The sequence below is a fragment of the Sporosarcina sp. NPDC096371 genome (assembly GCF_044762865.1).
Classification (GTDB): domain Bacteria; phylum Bacillota; class Bacilli; order Bacillales_A; family Planococcaceae; genus Sporosarcina.
Window position 1 is genome coordinate 353641 of sequence record NZ_JBIWFE010000003.1, and the last position, 18513, is coordinate 372153.

The 18513-nt window shown below is 42.3% G+C and carries 17 protein-coding genes; 14 read left to right on the top strand and 3 right to left on the bottom strand.

Annotated elements, in window-relative coordinates:
• Positions 1 to 125 precede the first annotated feature (125 nt).
• Complete coding sequence (locus ACIQ0H_RS10400) at positions 126 to 347, bottom strand: DeoR family transcriptional regulator (protein ID WP_403414518.1); 222 nt, start codon at positions 345 to 347, stop codon at positions 126 to 128.
• A 361-nt stretch (positions 348 to 708) separates the two neighbouring features.
• Here ACIQ0H_RS10400 and pepV point away from each other — a divergent pair, with 361 nt between their 5' ends.
• From pepV to ACIQ0H_RS10425, 5 genes are read left to right on the top strand one after another with little or no spacing between them, the layout of a single operon-like run.
• Entirely contained in the window at positions 709 to 2103 is a 1395-nt protein-coding gene (gene pepV, locus ACIQ0H_RS10405; RefSeq protein ID WP_403414031.1) for a dipeptidase PepV, read from the top strand.
• Between the two features lie 7 nt (positions 2104 to 2110).
• Complete coding sequence (gene dat, locus ACIQ0H_RS10410) at positions 2111 to 2971, top strand: D-amino-acid transaminase (RefSeq protein WP_403414520.1); 861 nt, start codon at positions 2111 to 2113, stop codon at positions 2969 to 2971.
• Positions 2972 to 3006: 35 nt separating this feature from the next.
• A complete protein-coding gene (locus ACIQ0H_RS10415; RefSeq protein WP_403414033.1) occupies positions 3007 to 3990 on the top strand; it encodes a nuclease-related domain-containing protein in 984 nt (327 codons plus the stop codon).
• 25 nt (positions 3991 to 4015) lie between these two features.
• On the top strand, positions 4016 to 4663 hold the full coding sequence (gene trmB, locus ACIQ0H_RS10420) for a tRNA (guanosine(46)-N7)-methyltransferase TrmB (RefSeq protein ID WP_403414035.1): 648 nt from the start codon (positions 4016 to 4018) through the stop codon (positions 4661 to 4663).
• Between the two features lie 37 nt (positions 4664 to 4700).
• Complete coding sequence (locus ACIQ0H_RS10425; RefSeq protein WP_403414037.1) at positions 4701 to 5546, top strand: YtnP family quorum-quenching lactonase; 846 nt, start codon at positions 4701 to 4703, stop codon at positions 5544 to 5546.
• 51 nt (positions 5547 to 5597) lie between these two features.
• On the opposite strand, the gene ACIQ0H_RS10430 is transcribed toward ACIQ0H_RS10425, so the two are convergent.
• Complete coding sequence (locus ACIQ0H_RS10430) at positions 5598 to 5912, bottom strand: hypothetical protein (protein ID WP_403414039.1); 315 nt, start codon at positions 5910 to 5912, stop codon at positions 5598 to 5600.
• A gap of 175 nt (positions 5913 to 6087) precedes the next feature.
• On the opposite strand from ACIQ0H_RS10430, the gene ACIQ0H_RS10435 reads away from it, so the two are divergent.
• The 9 genes from ACIQ0H_RS10435 (at position 6088) to ACIQ0H_RS10475 (ending at position 16165) form a co-directional block, all read left to right on the top strand.
• Positions 6088 to 7161 (top strand): M42 family metallopeptidase, encoded by a 1074-nt coding sequence (locus ACIQ0H_RS10435; RefSeq protein ID WP_403414041.1) that lies wholly within the window; start codon positions 6088 to 6090, stop codon positions 7159 to 7161.
• Positions 7162 to 7315: 154 nt separating this feature from the next.
• Positions 7316 to 7834: a DUF84 family protein gene (locus ACIQ0H_RS10440; protein WP_403414043.1), complete on the top strand. Its 519-nt coding sequence runs from the start codon at positions 7316 to 7318 to the stop codon at positions 7832 to 7834.
• Positions 7835 to 7995: 161 nt separating this feature from the next.
• Positions 7996 to 8505, top strand: a complete 510-nt coding sequence (locus ACIQ0H_RS10445; RefSeq protein ID WP_403414045.1) for a hypothetical protein — start codon at positions 7996 to 7998, stop codon at positions 8503 to 8505.
• A gap of 55 nt (positions 8506 to 8560) precedes the next feature.
• Positions 8561 to 9379, top strand: coding sequence for a DUF1444 family protein (locus ACIQ0H_RS10450; RefSeq protein ID WP_403414047.1), 819 nt, complete (start codon positions 8561 to 8563; stop codon positions 9377 to 9379).
• On the top strand, positions 9376 to 9981 hold the full coding sequence (gene ytpR / locus ACIQ0H_RS10455) for a YtpR family tRNA-binding protein (RefSeq protein WP_403414049.1): 606 nt from the start codon (positions 9376 to 9378) through the stop codon (positions 9979 to 9981). The genes ACIQ0H_RS10450 and ytpR overlap by 4 nt, the downstream gene beginning before the upstream one ends.
• A 94-nt stretch (positions 9982 to 10075) precedes the next feature.
• A complete protein-coding gene (locus ACIQ0H_RS10460) occupies positions 10076 to 13195 on the top strand; it encodes a DNA translocase FtsK (RefSeq protein WP_403414051.1) in 3120 nt (1039 codons plus the stop codon).
• Positions 13196 to 13279: 84 nt separating this feature from the next.
• Positions 13280 to 14593 (top strand): UDP-N-acetylmuramate--L-alanine ligase, encoded by a 1314-nt coding sequence (gene murC, locus ACIQ0H_RS10465; protein WP_403414053.1) that lies wholly within the window; start codon positions 13280 to 13282, stop codon positions 14591 to 14593.
• 301 nt (positions 14594 to 14894) lie between these two features.
• A complete protein-coding gene (locus ACIQ0H_RS10470; protein ID WP_403414055.1) occupies positions 14895 to 15359 on the top strand; it encodes a DUF948 domain-containing protein in 465 nt (154 codons plus the stop codon).
• A gap of 71 nt (positions 15360 to 15430) precedes the next feature.
• Complete coding sequence (locus ACIQ0H_RS10475) at positions 15431 to 16165, top strand: YtxH domain-containing protein (RefSeq protein ID WP_403414057.1); 735 nt, start codon at positions 15431 to 15433, stop codon at positions 16163 to 16165.
• Positions 16166 to 16281: 116 nt separating this feature from the next.
• Here the strand turns inward: ACIQ0H_RS10475 and ACIQ0H_RS10480 are convergent, their stop codons facing one another.
• Positions 16282 to 18450, bottom strand: a complete 2169-nt coding sequence (locus tag ACIQ0H_RS10480; protein WP_403414058.1) for a cell division protein FtsA — start codon at positions 18448 to 18450, stop codon at positions 16282 to 16284.
• Positions 18451 to 18513 lie beyond the last annotated feature (63 nt).

An 18513-nucleotide genomic window follows, 5' to 3' on the forward strand; every position in this document is an offset into this window, starting at 1 on the left:
GCGGCGTGGCGCCCTTTGCCGCAAAGCTAGTTTGACTTATGACCCGAGCATCTGGCGCCCGTAGCTGGACAATAAAAAAGGGCTGAGCCGTATAATACGGTTCAGCCCCTTTTATTGTGCGCAGGTCAAGAAGATAATTTCACCTTTTTTGCTGTCGTCGTCCATTTACCGCGGACTGGACTCGTAATGAGCCCATTGTATTCCAGGACGTTTAGATCCCGTTGGACAGTACGGTGAGTGATACCAAATTCATCGACCAAATTCTCTGTTGTAACAGTACCGTTATCAAGGATGAACATATAGACATCCTTGATGCGAGTAAGCATACGATCAGTAGCAGGTTTCAAGTGTGGAATCACTCCTTCATCTTCATTTTCCAAAATAACACTGGACATGAGACTTATGAATGTTGCCTAAAGCACGTTGATATTATCCCTGACACTGCACATCCTTTCTGTAACACAGCGGTTTGTCAGCATCAAACACTCCCTAGCGTATCTGCTTACATCGTTCGAATAGAGCTTATACAACTGGCTCCATTAAAATCTGTAGCAGGTGCTAAATGAAGTTAAATCTTCTGACAATATTAGTATAACGTATTTACAGCTTGTTTGCATGCATTTTTTGTAAAAAAAAATTGTGAGGATTGCGCTTTATTTTCTTAGCCGAACATGTGAGAATAGAAATAAATGAAGGCAGGTGTTCTGAATGAAGGATTGGAAAATGGAAGCAGTAAACAGACAAGATGATCTCATCAAAGATTTACAACAACTCATCGCCATCCCTTCTGTTCTGGATGAGGAGGCGGCCAATGACAACGCGCCATTCGGTCCTGAACCCAAACGCGCGCTTGATTGGCTATTGGAAGAAGGACGAAAAGCGGGATACCTTGTAAAAAATATTGATAATATGGCAGGTCATATTGAAATGGGGCAAGGTGAGGAACTGATCGGCATTCTTTGTCACGTCGATGTTGTACCGGCGGGAGGCAATTGGACATTCGGGCCGTTTGATGGAACAGTAGTGGACGGTAAACTATTCGGCCGTGGTTCTATTGACGATAAAGGACCGACGATGGCGGCGTGGCATGCGATGCAAATGGTGAAGGAATCGGGTCTGCCGATGACTAAACGCGTTCGACTCATCATCGGAACAGATGAAGAGACTGGTTTCCGTTGCGTGGATAGGTATTTTGAAAAAGAAGAGATGCCCGATATCGGATTTGCGCCAGATGCTGATTTCCCAATTATCAACGCGGAAAAAGGGATTGCTTCTATCTCGTTCAAACAAAAAACAGAAGTTCCTGATGGACAACTTTTACTGTTCAAATCAGGTACTCGAACGAATATGGTGCCAGATTATGCTGAAGCCCATATATCAGAAAAAGCGCCTACCATCGCGAAACAATTCGAATCTTTTTTGAAAACGCATCATGTAACAGGTGAACTTCGTGAAAAAGATGATAGGACAATGATTAGTGTGAATGGAAAATCCGCTCATGCGATGGAGCCGGATCACGGTATCAATGCAGCCGTTCTACTGGCAACATTTTTGACGACCATTTTTCATGAAGGTCAATCGAAAAACTTTACACAGTTCCTGACAGATGCATTTAGCAATGATACCCGTGGCCGTTTCTTAGGTCTTGCATTTACCGATCAATTGTCAGGTGATACAACGTTGAATGCTGGTATCATTACATTCGATCCAGTAAAAGGCGGCGAAGTATCCGTAAGTATGCGCTACGCCGTCACCTACCCTTTTGAAACGTTCATAACACAGTGTATGGGGAGACTGACAGCTGCCTCATTCACAGTAGACGTCGAATCAAATTCTGTGCCTCATCATGTTGATGCTAATGATTTACTAATCCAGACCTTGCAACAGGTGTATACTGATCATACGGGAGAGCCTGCTGAACTGTTGTCAATCGGTGGAGGTACATATGCACGTGTTCTTGAAAAAGGGGTCGCTTTTGGGATGCTATTTCCTGGACGGGAAGATGTGGCTCATCAGGCAGATGAATATGTTTATATCGAAGATTTAGTCAAGGCGACAGCCATCTATGCAGATGCAATTTGCCGGCTTGCGTGCGAAAAATAAGGAGGAAATGATTTTGACTGTGTATTTTAAGGATGGTCAGTTTACAGAACGTGAAGGGTTGAACATATCGATTGATGACCGTGGTTACTATTTCGGTGACGGTGTGTATGAAGTGATTAAAGTATATGGTGGCGAATTATTCACAGCAGAAGAACATATCGACCGCTTATTTCAAAGTGCTACAAAAATCAAAATGACAATCCCTTATTCCAAGGAGCAATTGATGGAGATGGTTCGTGAATTAATTGTACGTAATTCGATTTCAATTGGACATATCTACATGCAGGTAACGCGTGGGGCCGCCCCACGTACGCACCAATTCCCAGGATCAACTGTGGCTTCAGTTGTAACGGCATACGCCGTGAGTAATCCAAGACCTATGACAAGCATAGAAAATGGAGTTGCGGTCAAGTCGGTGGAAGATATTCGTTGGCTACGTTGTGATATTAAAAGCCTTAATTTACTTGGTAACGTACTTGCGAAGCAAGAGGCCAATGAAGCTAATTGTGTGGAGGCACTTCTTCATCGAGAGGGAGTTGTTACAGAAGGTTCCTCATCCAATCTATTTGGTGTAAAAGATGGGACGATTTATACGCATCCTGCGACAAATTTAATTTTGAATGGAATTACGCGCCAAGTTGTATTAGGAATAAGTGAAAAACTTGCAATACCGGTAGTGGAAAAGTCGTTTACATTAGAGGAAGCATACAACATGGACGAGCTGTTTCTGACGTCCACAACGTCAGAAATAATGCCCATCTCGTCAGTTGATGGACGAAGTATCGCTTCAGGGACTCCTGGTGTATTGACAAGAAAGTTACAAAAAGCGTTCACCTTACAAATCCCTACTTCAAATGCGGGTGTGTAAACGTAGATGCGATGTGAAATCGGAGTGATTTAAAAATGGCGCAACTTGTCAAACTGCTCGATTATGTATCCAGATATGAAAATGATTTATCCCGTTACCCTACTCAATATATCCGTTTAAAAAAATACCAATGGGAACGCATGAAGACACAATGGGAAAATGGCGCAACTTTAACGGAATGGGAACAAAAAAATAATGAAACAGTGGAGGAAGCGGAAGAGGGAAAATGGTTTTCTTCCCTCTTCAAGCGCTTCGGCCAACGAAAAACGGTTATAATAGATGAGGAAGTATTGGAGACCAGCGATGATCAGGGAAATCAGGAAGAAGATCAATTTGGTTTTAGTCCCAATATCATCTACAATCCTACAAGTCTTGAACAATTAAGAAGACTCTATTTGGACCAACTTTTTCATTTTCAAATAAAATGGGCAAGTTCTACGTTAATGGATAAATCGCGTGTCGATCCACGTTATATGCGCGATACATTGTTACGTAGTTTTGCACAGGGATTACCGGATAACTATTTGCTTTTTTATTATCCCGTCCTTAAACTTAAGCAAGCGCCTGTAGAGCTTGATATAATTATCGTGACGCCGGTCGAATGTATGTGTATTACGGTGATCGAGGCAGAGGATGTTTCAGCTTTTGTCGGTAGTAGTCATCGGTTCTGGGTAAAGAAGTCGGGAGAGAATGAAACGAAAGTGCTCAATCCACTTATTGCATTAAATCGGATGGAAAAAATCGTTTCTGGCATATTTAATGGGCAAGAGATTGATTTTCCAATCAAAAAGTATTTGATTTCCCGCAACGGTTATGTGGACTATCCAGGTGCTCCATTCGATATAACGATGATTGATAGACGATCGTATGAAAAATGGTTTTCGGCACTACAAAAATTGCCGGTCCCATTAAAATCTACCCAATTCAAAGCAGCTCAGGCTATACTGGATATTGGTCAGACAACATCGATGAGTCGATTATTTGCAGATGATGAAGAACAACTAGAAGAAGACAACTAACAATGAAAAGAAAAGAGTGTGTGTAATGCGGCTTCGCAATAAACCATGGGCAAGGGATTTCATGGCAGAACATCCAGATGTCCTATTAGCAGAACCTAAAAAAATGAGTAACGGTTGGCATGATCTGTTCGGAAATGATCATCCGATTCATATTGAAGTTGGAACAGGTATGGGTCAATTTATCATCGGTATGGCCATTGCCAATCCGGACATTAATTATATTGGTATTGAACACTTTGACAATGTCATCGTCTCGGCGCTTGAGAAAGTAATTGAAGCGGGCAAGCCATCAAATTTAAGACTATTCCGTGCAAATGGTGTGGAATTGACTGAGATTTTCAGCAAAGGTGAGATTGATCGTGTCTACTTGAATTTCTCTGATCCGTGGCCAAAAACAAGACATGCTAAGCGTAGATTAACGCATGAAACTTTTTTGAAGTTGTATGAATCCGTGCTGATTCCAGCAGGGGAAATCCATTTTAAAACGGATAACCGAGGATTGTTTGAGTATTCGCTTGTGTCCATGTCAGATTACGGTATGAAACTGCGTTATGTATCGCTCGATTTGCATGCGGAAATGCCGGAAGATAATATTATGACGGAATATGAAGAGAAGTTTTCCGCGAAAGGTCAGCCGATTTACAGGCTGGAGTCGCAATTCCAGAAGGATTAACAACTAAAGAGCAAGGGGAACAGGGAGGATGTTGGCGATGGATGCATATACATTTCACGGTATGAAGTTGACGTGGTTAGATGGGGGAGTCAATTTTTTAGATGGTGGCGCGATGTTCGGTGTCGTTCCGAAGGCGCTGTGGTCAAGGCGTTATGAGGTAGATGACAATAACTTAATCGAGCTACGTACGGATCCGATTCTAATTCGTTATGAAGGCAAGAATATTTTAATTGAATCAGGTATCGGAAAAGGAAAGCTTGATGAGAAGATGAAACGTAACTTAGGGGTAAGGGCTGAAACGAGGGTCGAGGAAAGTCTTGGGGAACTCGAATTGACACCGGAATCGATTGACATTGTGCTAATGACTCATCTACATAACGATCATGCGGCAGGCCTAACGCAATGGCAAGGGGAAGAGCTCGTTTCGGTTTTCCCGAATGCTGAGATTTACGTCTCACAAATTGAATGGGATGAGATGCGCAATCCGAATATCCGGTCTCGTAATACGTACTGGAAAGAGAATTGGGAGCCTATTCAGCACCAAGTTAAAACCTTTGAGGAAAGTGTTATGGTTCTTCCTGGAATTGAAATGATCCATACAGGCGGTCATAGTGATGGACATAGCGTCATTAAATTGACGCAGAATGGTGAAACGATTCTTCATATGGGTGATATTATGCCGACACATGCGCATAGCAATCCATTGTGGGTACTCGCCTATGATGATTATCCTATGACATCGATTTTCGCCAAGGAACGATTGATGAAAGAGGCTATCTCGGGAGGCTATAAATTCATTTTTTATCATGATGCGGTTTATAGACTTGTGAAGTGGGATGACAGCGGGAAAGAGATTATTGAAGCTGTTAAAGTAACGCACTAAAAAAGTAAAACCGTCACACTACCAGTAAGTCTGGTGATGTGACGGTTTTGTTTATATTTTTGTAAGTTCAACGACGGATCCTGTTTTTGCATCTGCCGCAAATTCAAATTGCTCGAGTTCACCATCTTTGATGCGTGAAATTCCGCCACGATACACATCCATTGTAATGACATTGTTTGTGTATGGTTCTGTTTTCATGACGATCCATGAACCATCTATTGGACCTTCAGTTTTAAAAGCAGTTTTTACTGTATCTAAGACGGAATCCGCTGCTACATTGCGGTTTGCTCGGTCAATGGCCTCATTGACAATGATTCCAGCGGCAACACCTGTCAACACACCTGCTAGGAATTCTTTTACTTTCATAATTAACGTAACCCCCTACATCTGTCTTTCACCCAGTGTACCACAATTTAACACGGCATAGCAGGCGGACAGATTGAATTAGATAATTCGATTTACTAAATAAATTGATGGAAACTGTTTGAATAATCGATTACACTATTTACAGTACGTACATAAGTGAGGGGGCAATTTTCAAGTGCAAAAAGAAACAATTGAAATGTTTAAGACGTTAACAGAGCTTCCAGGAGCACCGGGGAATGAACATGCAGTGAGAAAGTACATGCGTAGTGAACTTGGAAAGTATTCCGATGAATTGATCCAAGATAACCTAGGTAGTATTTTTGGCGTCAGAAAAGGTCCAGAAGATGGTCCGCGAATTATGGTTGCGGGTCACATGGATGAAGTTGGTTTTATGGTAAGCGCTATCACGGACAATGGGATGATTCGTTTCCAACCACTGGGTGGCTGGTGGAGCCAAGTGTTGTTGGCGCAACGAGTAGAAATCATAACGAATAATGGGCCGGTAATAGGTGTGATAGGTTCAATTCCGCCGCATTTGTTAAGTGATGCTGTGCGAAACAAGCCGATGGATATTAAAAATATGTTGATTGATATCGGTGCAGATAATAAAGAAGATGCCGAGAAAATCGGTATTCGACTTGGTCAGCAGATTGTTCCAGTCTCTCCGTTTACGCCGATGGCTAATAACAAAAAGATTCTAGCGAAAGCATGGGATAATCGCTATGGTTGTGGCCTTGCCATTGAACTTTTAAAAGAATTACATGATGAAAAACTGCCGAATCATTTATTTTCAGGAGCCAATGTAATGGAAGAGATTGGGCTTCGCGGTGCGCAGACGGCTGCTACAATGATTAACCCGGATTTGTTCTTTGCGTTGGATGCCAGTCCGGCAAATGATGCTTCGGGTGATAAAAATGAATTTGGACAACTCGGTAAAGGTACATTGCTACGTATTTTTGACCGCACAATGGTTACACACCGTGGCATGCGTGAGTTTATTCTTGATATGGCGGAAACGCATAATATTCCGTATCAATATTTCATCTCTCCAGGTGGGACCGATGCGGGACGTGTCCATATGTCAAATGAAGGTGTTCCTAGCGCAGTGATTGGCATATGTTCACGCTACATCCATACTTCGGGCTCCATTATTCATACAGATGATTATGCTGCCGCAAAAGAACTTCTAGTAAAACTTGTGAAGGCATGCGATAAAACGACGGTGGCAACAATCAAGAGCAACGTCTAACTTGCTTCAGCAGTAGTCGTTTATTTCAATAAGTTGGCGGATGAATGTAATATTACTGTTCAATTCAGTCGTGTTGTAATAGGAAGTACCGTCCTTCTACTTTCATGTAAAGTAAAGGACGTTTTTTTATGTGGAAAACGAGGAGGCAATATAGATGGAATTTATGATAGGTTCAACAAATCCTGCGAAAGTAAAGGCGGCAAGAGGGGTCATTGCTAACCACTTTCCGCAAGCGACTGTTTGGGAAGTAGATGCTAAATCGGGGGTTTCAGATCAACCATTTGGGGATGAAGAGACGAGACTGGGTGCTATCAATCGTGCATTACGAGCATCAGGTACGAAAGAGGGGGCCATCGGTATTGGATTGGAAGGTGGCGTCCGTATGCTAGAGGGGCAGATGTATCTATGCAACTGGGGAGCATTAGCTTTTCCCGATGGAACACGATTTACAGCGGGGGGCGCACAGATACCTTTGCCGAAGGAGATTGCCGAGGAACTTATCGCAGGCAAAGAACTCGGTCCAGTTGTCGATGCCTATTTCAAAGCAAGTGGGATTCGAAAAAAAGAAGGTGCTATCGGAATGTTCACTGCCCATGCCGTGAATCGAGATGATCTGTTTGTACATATTTTACAACTGCTGATTGGTCAATTAAAATACGATTTGCAGTCATAAATCAACTGCTCAGGGGTGTGAAAAAGTCTGGATTTTGAGGTGGCCTTGTCTAATCTTGTCAGCTTATCTGAAAATCGAATGCAGACCGCAACAGTTGCAACTACTAGGCAATGTCTTTAGAATGAGGTATGGTGTTCAAATTAATGATTGGAGGAAGTCGAATGTTCCGGAAATGGAGATTCATATTCCTGCTAGTGATGTCCGCATTTTTACTTACGGCATGTAACGAATCACTCGGTGAACGGGCAAAAGCTGGCATCGATGCGGCGGGGGAAGCATTTCAGTCGAATGATAAAGAACCTACAGAAGAAATTGATGGCGTAACATTATACAAGCCAAATGGATTTACAATAAGCGATCACTCTGATCCGCAGAATATCGTCTTTACTAAAGGTAAAGATACCTACATTCTATTCATAAATCCGAATGAAAAAAATGATAGTCAACTGGTGTATGACTTACTTCTGGCAGATCAAAGCAAAGATGTTATCGAGCAAGAGACGTTTAGTGATAATGGCGCCTTTGGCTTTGCGGCTGTCGTAAAAAGTGAAAATGACCAAATTGAACTGATCACAGGTGTGGGTGGCTCTAAAATGACAACAATGACAACGAAAAAGAATATTGAAGAAAATTTAGCAAGCATGATGGAAGTCGTGCGTTCTATCAAATAGCATGAGGTTTTTGGCTAGTCAACTAGTGTTTATTGCAATGGAGGGAAAAGGGTAGATGAATTCTGAACAGCTAATTGACATTTTAAAAGAGCATCTTCCGTCCGAACATTTTCAATGGCGTTTTGATCGGAAAACGGATAAAGTTCGTCTTGAGCATTCAATTTTGAAAAAAGGGATGGATATCTCGCTGCCAGAAATTCTGGTGAAATATGAACAGAAGAAACTTGCGGCGATTGAAGAACTCGTCCACATTATCGGTGAAACATTTAAGGCGATGGAAAAGGAACAAACAGAGGGATTTGTGAGTAGTACAGCAATCTATCCTGTCATTCGATCGACGTCATTTCCGAAGGCATCTGCGGCTGGTCACAAGTTTTTGATGAAAGATCATACAGCTGAGACACGCATTTATTATGCATTAGACCTAGGGACGACGTATCGATTGATTGATGAGGGCATGATAGCTGCGATAGGTCTATCTGAAGCGGAAATTATGGAATCAGCTTTGTTCCGCGTAAGATCGCTCCCAACTGCTATGAAACGGGATGAAGTCTCGGACAATATCTATTATTTCATCAATAACAATGATGGGTACGATGCGAGTAGATTATTAAACAGTGCCTTTTTAAAAGAGATGGAAAGCAAAATTGAAGGACATATGACGGTTTCAGTCCCGCATCAAGATGTCCTAATTATTGGCGATATTCGTAATGATACGGGCTATGATGTACTCGCGCAGATGGCGATGCATTTCTTCACGACAGGTACTGTGCCGATTACGTCTTTGTCATTTATCTATAAAGATGGTAAACTTGAACCGATTTTCATCATGGCTAAAAATCGTTTGGCAAGAAGGGAAGGAAAGAAAAAGTGAATTTATTTTATAACAGGAATGGTGTAGGGGATGTGTTGTTGATTCAGCATACCGTCACACGTCCAGATTCGATTATAACAGCATCTTATGGAGATGTTACGGTGATCCGCAACGCAGAGACTGGAGAGGTAGCTGCGATTAACTTATTCCAGGCATCCTCTTATTTCGCGATTGAGACGGTTGGTAAAGTGGAGTTGACGGAAGAAGTTGTCAAACAATTGCAGGCTGCATTCCAGAAAAATGGTGCAGAAGTTGAACTTGACGCGGACTTTTCACCGAAATTCGTTGTAGGTCATGTGTTGACGAAAGAAAAGCATCCAAACGCTGATAAATTGAATATTTGTACAGTAGACATAGGTAGCGAAACCGTTCAGATTGTCTGCGGTGCGCCGAACGTGGATGCAGGGCAGAAAGTTGTAGTTGCAAAAATCGGGGCGGTTATGCCATCTGGAATGGTTATTCGTGATGCTGAACTACGTGGCATTGCTTCTTCAGGTATGATTTGCTCGGCTAAAGAACTTGCATTGCCGAACGCGCCAGAAGAAAAAGGAATTCTAGTGTTGGAAAATAATGCTCTTGTTGGAGAAGCATTTACAATGTAAGAAGATGAAAAACGTGCCAATGTGGTACGTTTTTCTTATTTACAATATTGATTTGATTTAGTAGTGTCAGTACTGTTAAAATAGATTGATTGACATGAAAAGAGTGATAGTCTTGAGTTGGTTTAATACGCTAATGAACCGGCTTTTTGGGCCGGATGATAACAGTAAGGATGAAGTTGTTTATGAGGAACCTAATAATGACTATGAAGTTGATGATCCGATAGAACAGCCGGCAAGAAAGCAAAATTCGGCATTTCGTTTTCCGATTGTTTCGGATGCGGAAATATATGGATGGGATGAGAATTCAACGGTCGAACGAGAAGTCTCACAACCTACTACAAATCAGATTGACGCGGATTATCATTACGAACCGACACCTCTCTATGAAAATGAAAGATGGCCAGGTGATCCAAAAGTTTCTAATGTTTTTCGCGCTGGATCAACTCCAAAATACGGAGCATCGTCAGCACCCCAAAAAACAGTTTTTGTTTCCCGGGATAAGGAGCTTCAAAAGGAACAGACAGCACAAGTAAAGACACCTATTCAAAAACGTTCTAGCAGACCATTTAGCCCGACTTCAGTACCTTCACCTGTTTATGGCTATAAGCATCCAGCAAAAGAAGTGCCAACGAAATCGGATGAAGATGTGGTGCAGTCGCCACAGTTAGAAGAAGCTGCCGTCATGGAGCCAATCATTTTTGAAAATCAATTAGTAGAACAGCAGATTGACCTTCCAAGGGAAGACGAGCAGCCTATATTAACGCCTCCAATTTTGGAAATGCCGGTACCAGTAATAGAACCAAATGTGGGTGACAGCAGTGTAGACGAAGCGGACGCTCATCAAACGGAATTGGAACGGCCTGCCATGGAGCCAATCAATCTTGAAAATCATTTGGTAGAACAGCAGATTGACCTTCCAAGTGAAGACGAGCAGCCTACTTTAACGCCACCGACTTTGGAAACACCAGTATCAGTAATAGAACCAAATGTTGGTGACAGTAGTGTAGACGAAGTGGACTCTCATCAAAAGGAATTGGAACGGCCTGCCATGGAGCCAATCGTTCTTGAAAAACATTTGGTAGAACAGCAGGTTGTCCTTCCTACTGAAGACGAGCAGCCTATTTTAACACCACCGATATTGGAAACGCCGGTACCAGTAGTAGAACCCAATGTGGGTGATAGTAATGTAGACGTAATGGACTCTCATCAACCGGAATTGGAACGGCCTGCCGTGGAGCCGATTGGTCTTGAAAATCTTTTGGAAAAACAGCAGATTGTCCTTCCTACTGAAGACGAGCAGCCTATATTAACGCCACCGATATTGGAAACGCCGGTACCAGTAATAGAACCAAATGTGGGTGACAGTAGACTAGACGAAGTGGACTCTCATCAAACGGAATTGGAACGACCTGCCGTGGAACCAGACGTATCAGACCAGCAGGAAGATGTTGTAGAACTAGAATCCCCTGTAATTGATTCTGCTGAATTGGAACATACTAAGGATACATTTCCACCGGTAGAAACAGAAGTCATTGTTGATGATGCGGAGTTAACGGAAGAACCTATCCTAGAACAGAAAAAAGAACGAATCGTACCCTTTAATGTATTGATGTTAAAGTCCGATAAGGAAAAAGTAATGCGAGAACAACCTTTTCAGGCTTCCGTTGCAATTGAGAAAATTTCCGAAATGATCGGTGCACCTAACAACCCAAAAATAGTGCATCACGAGGTAAAGGAAGTTTCACAAGAAATACAGCAACCGAGCGTTATTGATGAAAAGATAGAAGAACTACCCTATTATGCATTCCCATCGCTTGATGATTTGATTCCGCCTGAAGCGCAGATTGAGGATACAGAATGGTTGGATTCACAGTCTGAAAAGCTTGAGGAAGCATTGTCCCATTTTGCAGTTCAAGCGACTGTTATTGAGGCGGTACAAGGTCCAACTGTGACACGATTTGAACTAACTGTAGGTCAAGGGACAAAAGTAAGTAAAGTTCGAAATTTGACGGATGATTTGAAATTAGCGCTTGCAGCTGAAGATATTCGGATTCAGGCACCGATTCCTGGAAGAAGTTCAATAGGGATTGAAATACCGAATCGCAAGACCCGGGCTGTTCGGATCTCGGAGGTTATTGCAACAGAGAGCTTCCAAGCCTCCACATCGCCATTAGAGGCTGTACTCGGTCTAAGTCTAACAGGTAAACCTGTCACGCTGGACTTGCGCAAAATGCCTCATGGGATGATTGCAGGAGCCACTGGTTCAGGGAAATCAGTTTGCATTAATTCAATTTTGGTCAGTTTGCTCTATAAAGCGGCGCCAACGGATCTGAAGATGATGCTGATTGACCCGAAAATGGTTGAACTTGCGCCATTCAATGGTATCCCGCATCTAATCAGTCCGGTGATTACAGACGTTAAAGCGGCCACCGCCGCATTAAAATGGGCGGTGGCGGAAATGGAAAGACGCTATGAATTACTTGCCCATGCAGGTGTGAGAGATATTGAACGCTATAATAAAGTGGTCATGGAAAATCGACGTTATTCATTGAAAATGCCGTACTTGTTGATTGTCATTGATGAGCTTGCAGATTTAATGATGATGGCCCCGGCAGATGTAGAGGTCTCCATTAGCAGAATCGCACAGAAGGCACGAGCTTGCGGTATCCATTTGATTATTGCGACACAACGTCCGTCTGTGGATGTGATTACAGGGACGATTAAAGCCAATATCCCGACGCGCATAGCATTTTCTGTGTCTTCTCAAATTGATTCGAGGACGATTATTGATTCCCCTGGAGCGGAGCGATTACTTGGAAGAGGTGACATGCTCTATATTGGCAATGGTCAGTCGTCGGGCGTTCGTCTTCAAGGGACATTTGTCACGGATGATGAAATCGAACGTATAATAGAACACGTTCGCAACGAGGCGGCTCCGAATTACTTGTTTGGTCAAGATGATCTTCTTGCCAGTGCTGTTGAAGAAGAGGAGACAGATTCACTGTTTGAAGAGGCTTGTCAGTTTGTTCACGAACAAGGTAGTGCGTCGACATCTTTATTGCAACGAAATTTTAGTATCGGTTACAATCGGGCAGCTAAACTGATTGATCGGATGGAAAAGAACGGTTTCATTTCCGGACAGCGAGGGAGTAAGGCGCGTGATGTCTTTTTGAGTGAAAGTGACCTGGATCGTCTAATGGGCCGCTTGGACTAAGGAATGGACCAAAATACAAATTATTAATGATGATGAGTAAGATTTATTATTGGGGGAACAGAAATGATCCCAGGAGGTTGCAATATGACATTGTTCCATTTTATAGGGATTAAAGGGTCTGGAATGAGTTCGCTCGCCCAAATTCTCCATGATTCCGCTAACGAAGTGCAAGGTTCAGACGTGGAAAAGTATTTTTTCACGGAGGACCCGCTACGCGAAAGACAAATACCTATACTGGCATTTGATGAAAATAATATTACTAGTGGTATGACAATTATTGCAGGAAATGCATTTCCTGATAGTCATCCAGAAATTGTAAAAGCTAAAGAACTTGGGCTTGAAGTGATTCGCTACCATGTATTTTTAGGAAACTATATGGAGAAATTCATATCTGTTGGTGTAACAGGTTCTCACGGTAAAACATCGACGACTGGTCTACTTGCACACGTCCTAGAAGGTCACTCACCAACTTCTTATTTAATTGGCGATGGTACGGGGAGTGGTCCTAAGGACAGTGAGTACTTCGTTTTTGAAGCCTGCGAATACAAAAGGCATTTTCTTGCCTACGAGCCGGATTATGCAATCATGACGAATATCGACTTCGATCACCCAGATTATTTTAGGGATCTAGCAGATGTGATGGATGCATTCGGCGAAATGGCACTACGAGTAAGAAAAGCGCTAATCGCTTGCGGGGATGATGGTCATCTCCAACAAATTCATGCGAAAGTACCCGTCGTCTATTATGGATTTGATGAGTCAAATGATTTTGCGGCAAAAAACATTAAGAAAACGGTGGATGGATCGACCTTTGATGTTTTTGTGCGTAATGAATTCTATTATACGTTCTCAATCCCACAAGCTGGCGACCACACAATCCTTAATGCTTTAGGTGTGATTGCGTTGTGTCATTATGAAGGTGTTGGAGCTTCTATAATCCAGGAAGGGTTGTCTACTTTCCAAGGGGTTAAACGGCGTTTTTCCGTGATGGAAGTAGAGGAACGAATTTTGGTGGATGACTATGCCCATCATCCAACTGAAATACAGGCGACTTTGCAAACAGCGAAGCAAAAATATCCTAATCGAGAAATTGTGGCGATATTCCAACCGCATACGTTTACACGGACAGCTGCCCTTTTATCAGAATTTGCGGATAGTCTTTCAACGGCTGATCATGTTTATTTGTGTGATATATTTGGATCGGCTCGTGAAAAGGCCGGAAATTTAACCATCAATGATCTAGTTGATAAAATTCCGGGTGCAAAACATTTAGAACTTGAAGATATCCAAGTACTAGATGCTCACAATCGCGCAGTTTACCTTTTCATGGGTGCGGGTGATGTTCAGAAGTATATACATGCATTTAAATCCCATTTGGTTCAAGAAGAAACTGAGTGAATACGAAGCAGCTGAATCAAGAGCCAAGGGCCTTAACCTTGGTTCGGAGACGGCTGTTTTTCACTTAAATAATTAACGTCTTTAACATCTTGATGATTTAAGTGTACCCCCAGCCGATGTCATACATTTTGAATGGGGACAAGGCGTAATTTACTGTGAAAAGCATGTAAATGAAAAACAATTGCATTTCAATGCAGGGAAATTGAGAATGGTGTCGAAGAGGTTATAGAGACATAACGTTTAATTGGCCTGTAAATAGGGTAAACAGTACTTATGTGTAGTACTTGAAGGAGGCAATACCATGGAAAATTTATTGTACATAGCGGCTATTGTCGCTGCACTCGCATTTTTAATCTTATGCGTGAGTTTGGCGATGACGTTGTTCTCGGTGAAGAAAACATTGCAAACCGTTTCTGAAACGATGGATGGGTTAACTACCCAAATGGAAGGTATCACCAAAGAGACAGCGGATCTTCTGCATAAGACCAATAGCCTTGCCGAAGATATTCAGCAAAAAGCTGAGAAATTGAACTCAGTTGTCGATGCTGTCAAAGGGGTAGGTGACTCTGTTACAGGGCTAACTTCTTCAGTTCGTCGGGTTTCCGATACAATTACGACAGAGGCAGAACGCAATGGCGATAAGATTGCTCAAGTCGTTCAATGGAGCAATGTTGTCATTGACATCGTGGGCAAAGTAAAAGAACGGCAGTCGGAGAGTTCGACTGGTTGGACGGCGTATAAACCTAACCAGGGACAGAAAAAATAACCCTGTCCCTGGTATTACTTATCATAATGACAAATAGATGCATTAGTCATGAAAACTAGGAGGAATCGACTATGAATGAAAATCGTAAAGTGAAACCTAATGACAATGATTCACAGATTAACCAAGAGAATTATGCGGAGAAAAAACAATATGAAAATTCTTTTGGAGAACCATCTTATTTGCCGGTAAGTTATGATTACAATCGTAAACATACGGATTCTTTCTACGAAGAGAACGAAAACTCCACTGCTGGAAGTTTCCTATTTGGTGCACTTGTAGGTGGGGTAATCGGTGCAGCGACAGCGCTTTTCCTAGCGCCAAAATCAGGTAGTGAAATGCGCGGGGATTTTACAACGCAAGCGGTTCAATTGAAAGATAAAAGTATTGAACTTAGCTCAGTTGCCAAGGAAAAAGCAACAGGGTTTACCTCGGTAGCAAAGGAAAAAACGGGTGAACTTTCAAAATCTATTCAAGAGCAGTCTGAACAGCTTGTTGAAAAGGTAAAATCGATGAAATCAAAAACTTCTGTTCCAATGGACGATGGAACTGCTTTTTCTGATGGAGAGGAAGCGATGGAGTATATTGATAAAACTGCCTCGAAAATCGAGGATGCAGTTGATACGGCAGAGCAACTAGTGACATCTACAGCAGAAGCTATCCATCAAGCAGTTGTTGGAAAAGAGAATACTGCTAAGGATGCTACAACTGGAAATAGTAATGTTTCCTATGATAACAGTGAGAATGTTGGCAAAGATAAAGTTACTAACCAGAACGCTGTTACTGATATTATTGATAATAAGAAATAATATAGCAATATATATTGAACGTCGGCTTCAGAAGCGGATTCAAAGGAAATCTTTGTTTCAACTTATCTAGTCAAAGGTAAATGCCCGTCTACCGGAATATGGTAGACGGGCATTTGTTATGCGAAGATAATTTCTAGTACATCTCCACCAAAAATCTGATCATTGAATCCGATTTGTGAACCATTTCGGAGGAGTTGGTAGTTGCTTGATGGGTTTTCTGGCAAATTGTAATCCGTAAACGCAAAGATGTCACTAAAGACAACAGGCCCAGTATTTAGGGAAGTAAATTCCAGCTTGTTACCGGGTTTTATAACTTCAGTTCCCGTAGCGGGTTGTCCGTTAAGCACGATAGATAGACGTGGTTTTCGAATGGGGAGTATGGATCCATTGAAAGTGACGGTGATTTCATCAAAGGCCCTTTCTCCGATTTCCGAAGCCACTTCTTCAGCACTCGGTAAAGCTTGTTTTTGTCGAGTTATCACGTCTCCGTCTTTTATCACATAGGAAGAGCGTATGGCCAACTTGCCAACAAAGAATTCTGAAGTACACTTTTTCAATGTCATCGCTTTTTGATTGATAGTGACTATGAAGGCGTTTTCTTCAAGTAGCTGCCCCCGATTGATTTTTGCTAAAGCGGCTACCAATGTTCTTGTTTGTGAAATAACAATTGTATCCCGGTCTTGTACTTTCGTGTCGAAGGATTGCTGAATTCCATTGATAAAGATAGCCGGTTCTAATTTGACTGATATACCATCGATTGTTGCATGGATGGGCATCGATTCATCTAGTAGATCCCGAATAGTTGCGGAAGCATCAGCACCATCTTTTCCGGCCAGCAACTCTATTTGATCTGCGTCTGTAACAAAGTCTTTTGTACTAGCTATTTTTCCGTTCAAGAGAACAGTTGAAGGCGTGCCATGTTCTCCAGGAATGAGTATATCTTTGCCGTTTACCGATACAGACATGCCTAGTCCAGGCATCCCATATAATTGGCGGGGCGTGATATTAGCTGCAAGTAGTGCATCGCCGACAGTCATTTCCTTTAGTTTGAAAAGTCGCATCGTCTTGTGATTAACGGAAATGGACAAATAGTGTATAGGAGCTCTCCTTGCAGCAATAGCAATCCCGATTGGCGTCACAAGTTCAGGTGAAGAGACGATACCTGCTTCCAGTGTAATTCCGTTAAGTGCATCCAACTGACGAATCCCAACCCTGTTCTCAGGGAGTTCCAGACAAATACTGATTTCTTTTGTAAGTCCTGGAGTTAGGCTTCCGCCGCCAACCACCATAACCGCTTTAGGTGAGTGCCCATTATTGAGTTTTTTGATTTCTGCAGAAATGGATTTTGCCAGGCGCTCAACGGCTGGTTTGATAATGGTGGTTACGTCAACTGCCGCTACTCGTTGTTCAAAACCCAGTATATCTGTGAGTACAATTTCATCACCTAATGAAATGCTTCTTTTGGCATTTTCTGCAAGTGGGAAGTCAAGTAGATAGTGATTGCTAAGTTCTTCTGTGATTTCGTCACCTGCAAGAGGCACCATACCGTATGCGACAACGGTGTTATCATCGGTTATGGCGATATCTGAGGTACCTGCTCCAACATCAACTAACGCGACGTTGAGACGTCTCATAGAGGGGGGAATAAGGACGCTGATAGCTGCAATCGGTTCCAGCGTTAATGCCTCCATCTCCAATCCTGTTCGTTTCAGTGCTGAAAGCAACGATTCAATGACTACACGCGGTAGGAAAGTTGCGATGACGTCTACAGAAGCAGAACGTCCTGCTTGGTCAATCAAGCTACCGATTTCTTCACCCTCCAGGTTGTAGTGAAGAACGGAATAGCCGACACAATAATAATAGTCATCTTTTGTAAAGGAGCCCAATGATAATAATTTTTGCTGGGCTTGTTGGACTGCAGCCAGTTCCAGACGGTTAACATCTTCGTTTGAAATAAGGGCGTGCTGAGAAATATCTACAGCCATTGTTCCCTCTGCTGTTTTCAAGGATCGACCTGCAGCAGCCACACTTACCCGGTGAAGTGGGCCATGTTTTTTCTCAAGAATTTCTTTTATTTCAGAAATGACCCCTGCAACACTTAAAATATTATGTATTTGTCCATCAATCATTGAACGTTCTTTATGTTCAATCGAAATAAGGTCTGCGACATGATAAGAACCATTGTCCTCCTTGAGGATAATGCCAACAACAGAGCGTGTTCCGATGTCGAGTGCAAATAATGTAGTAGCCAGAATTGTCCACCCTTTCTGTCGATAAATGTACAAAATTAAAAAGAATTTTAAGAAATAACGTGACTTTTCAAATAGTCTTCTTTATACTAAGGTCTA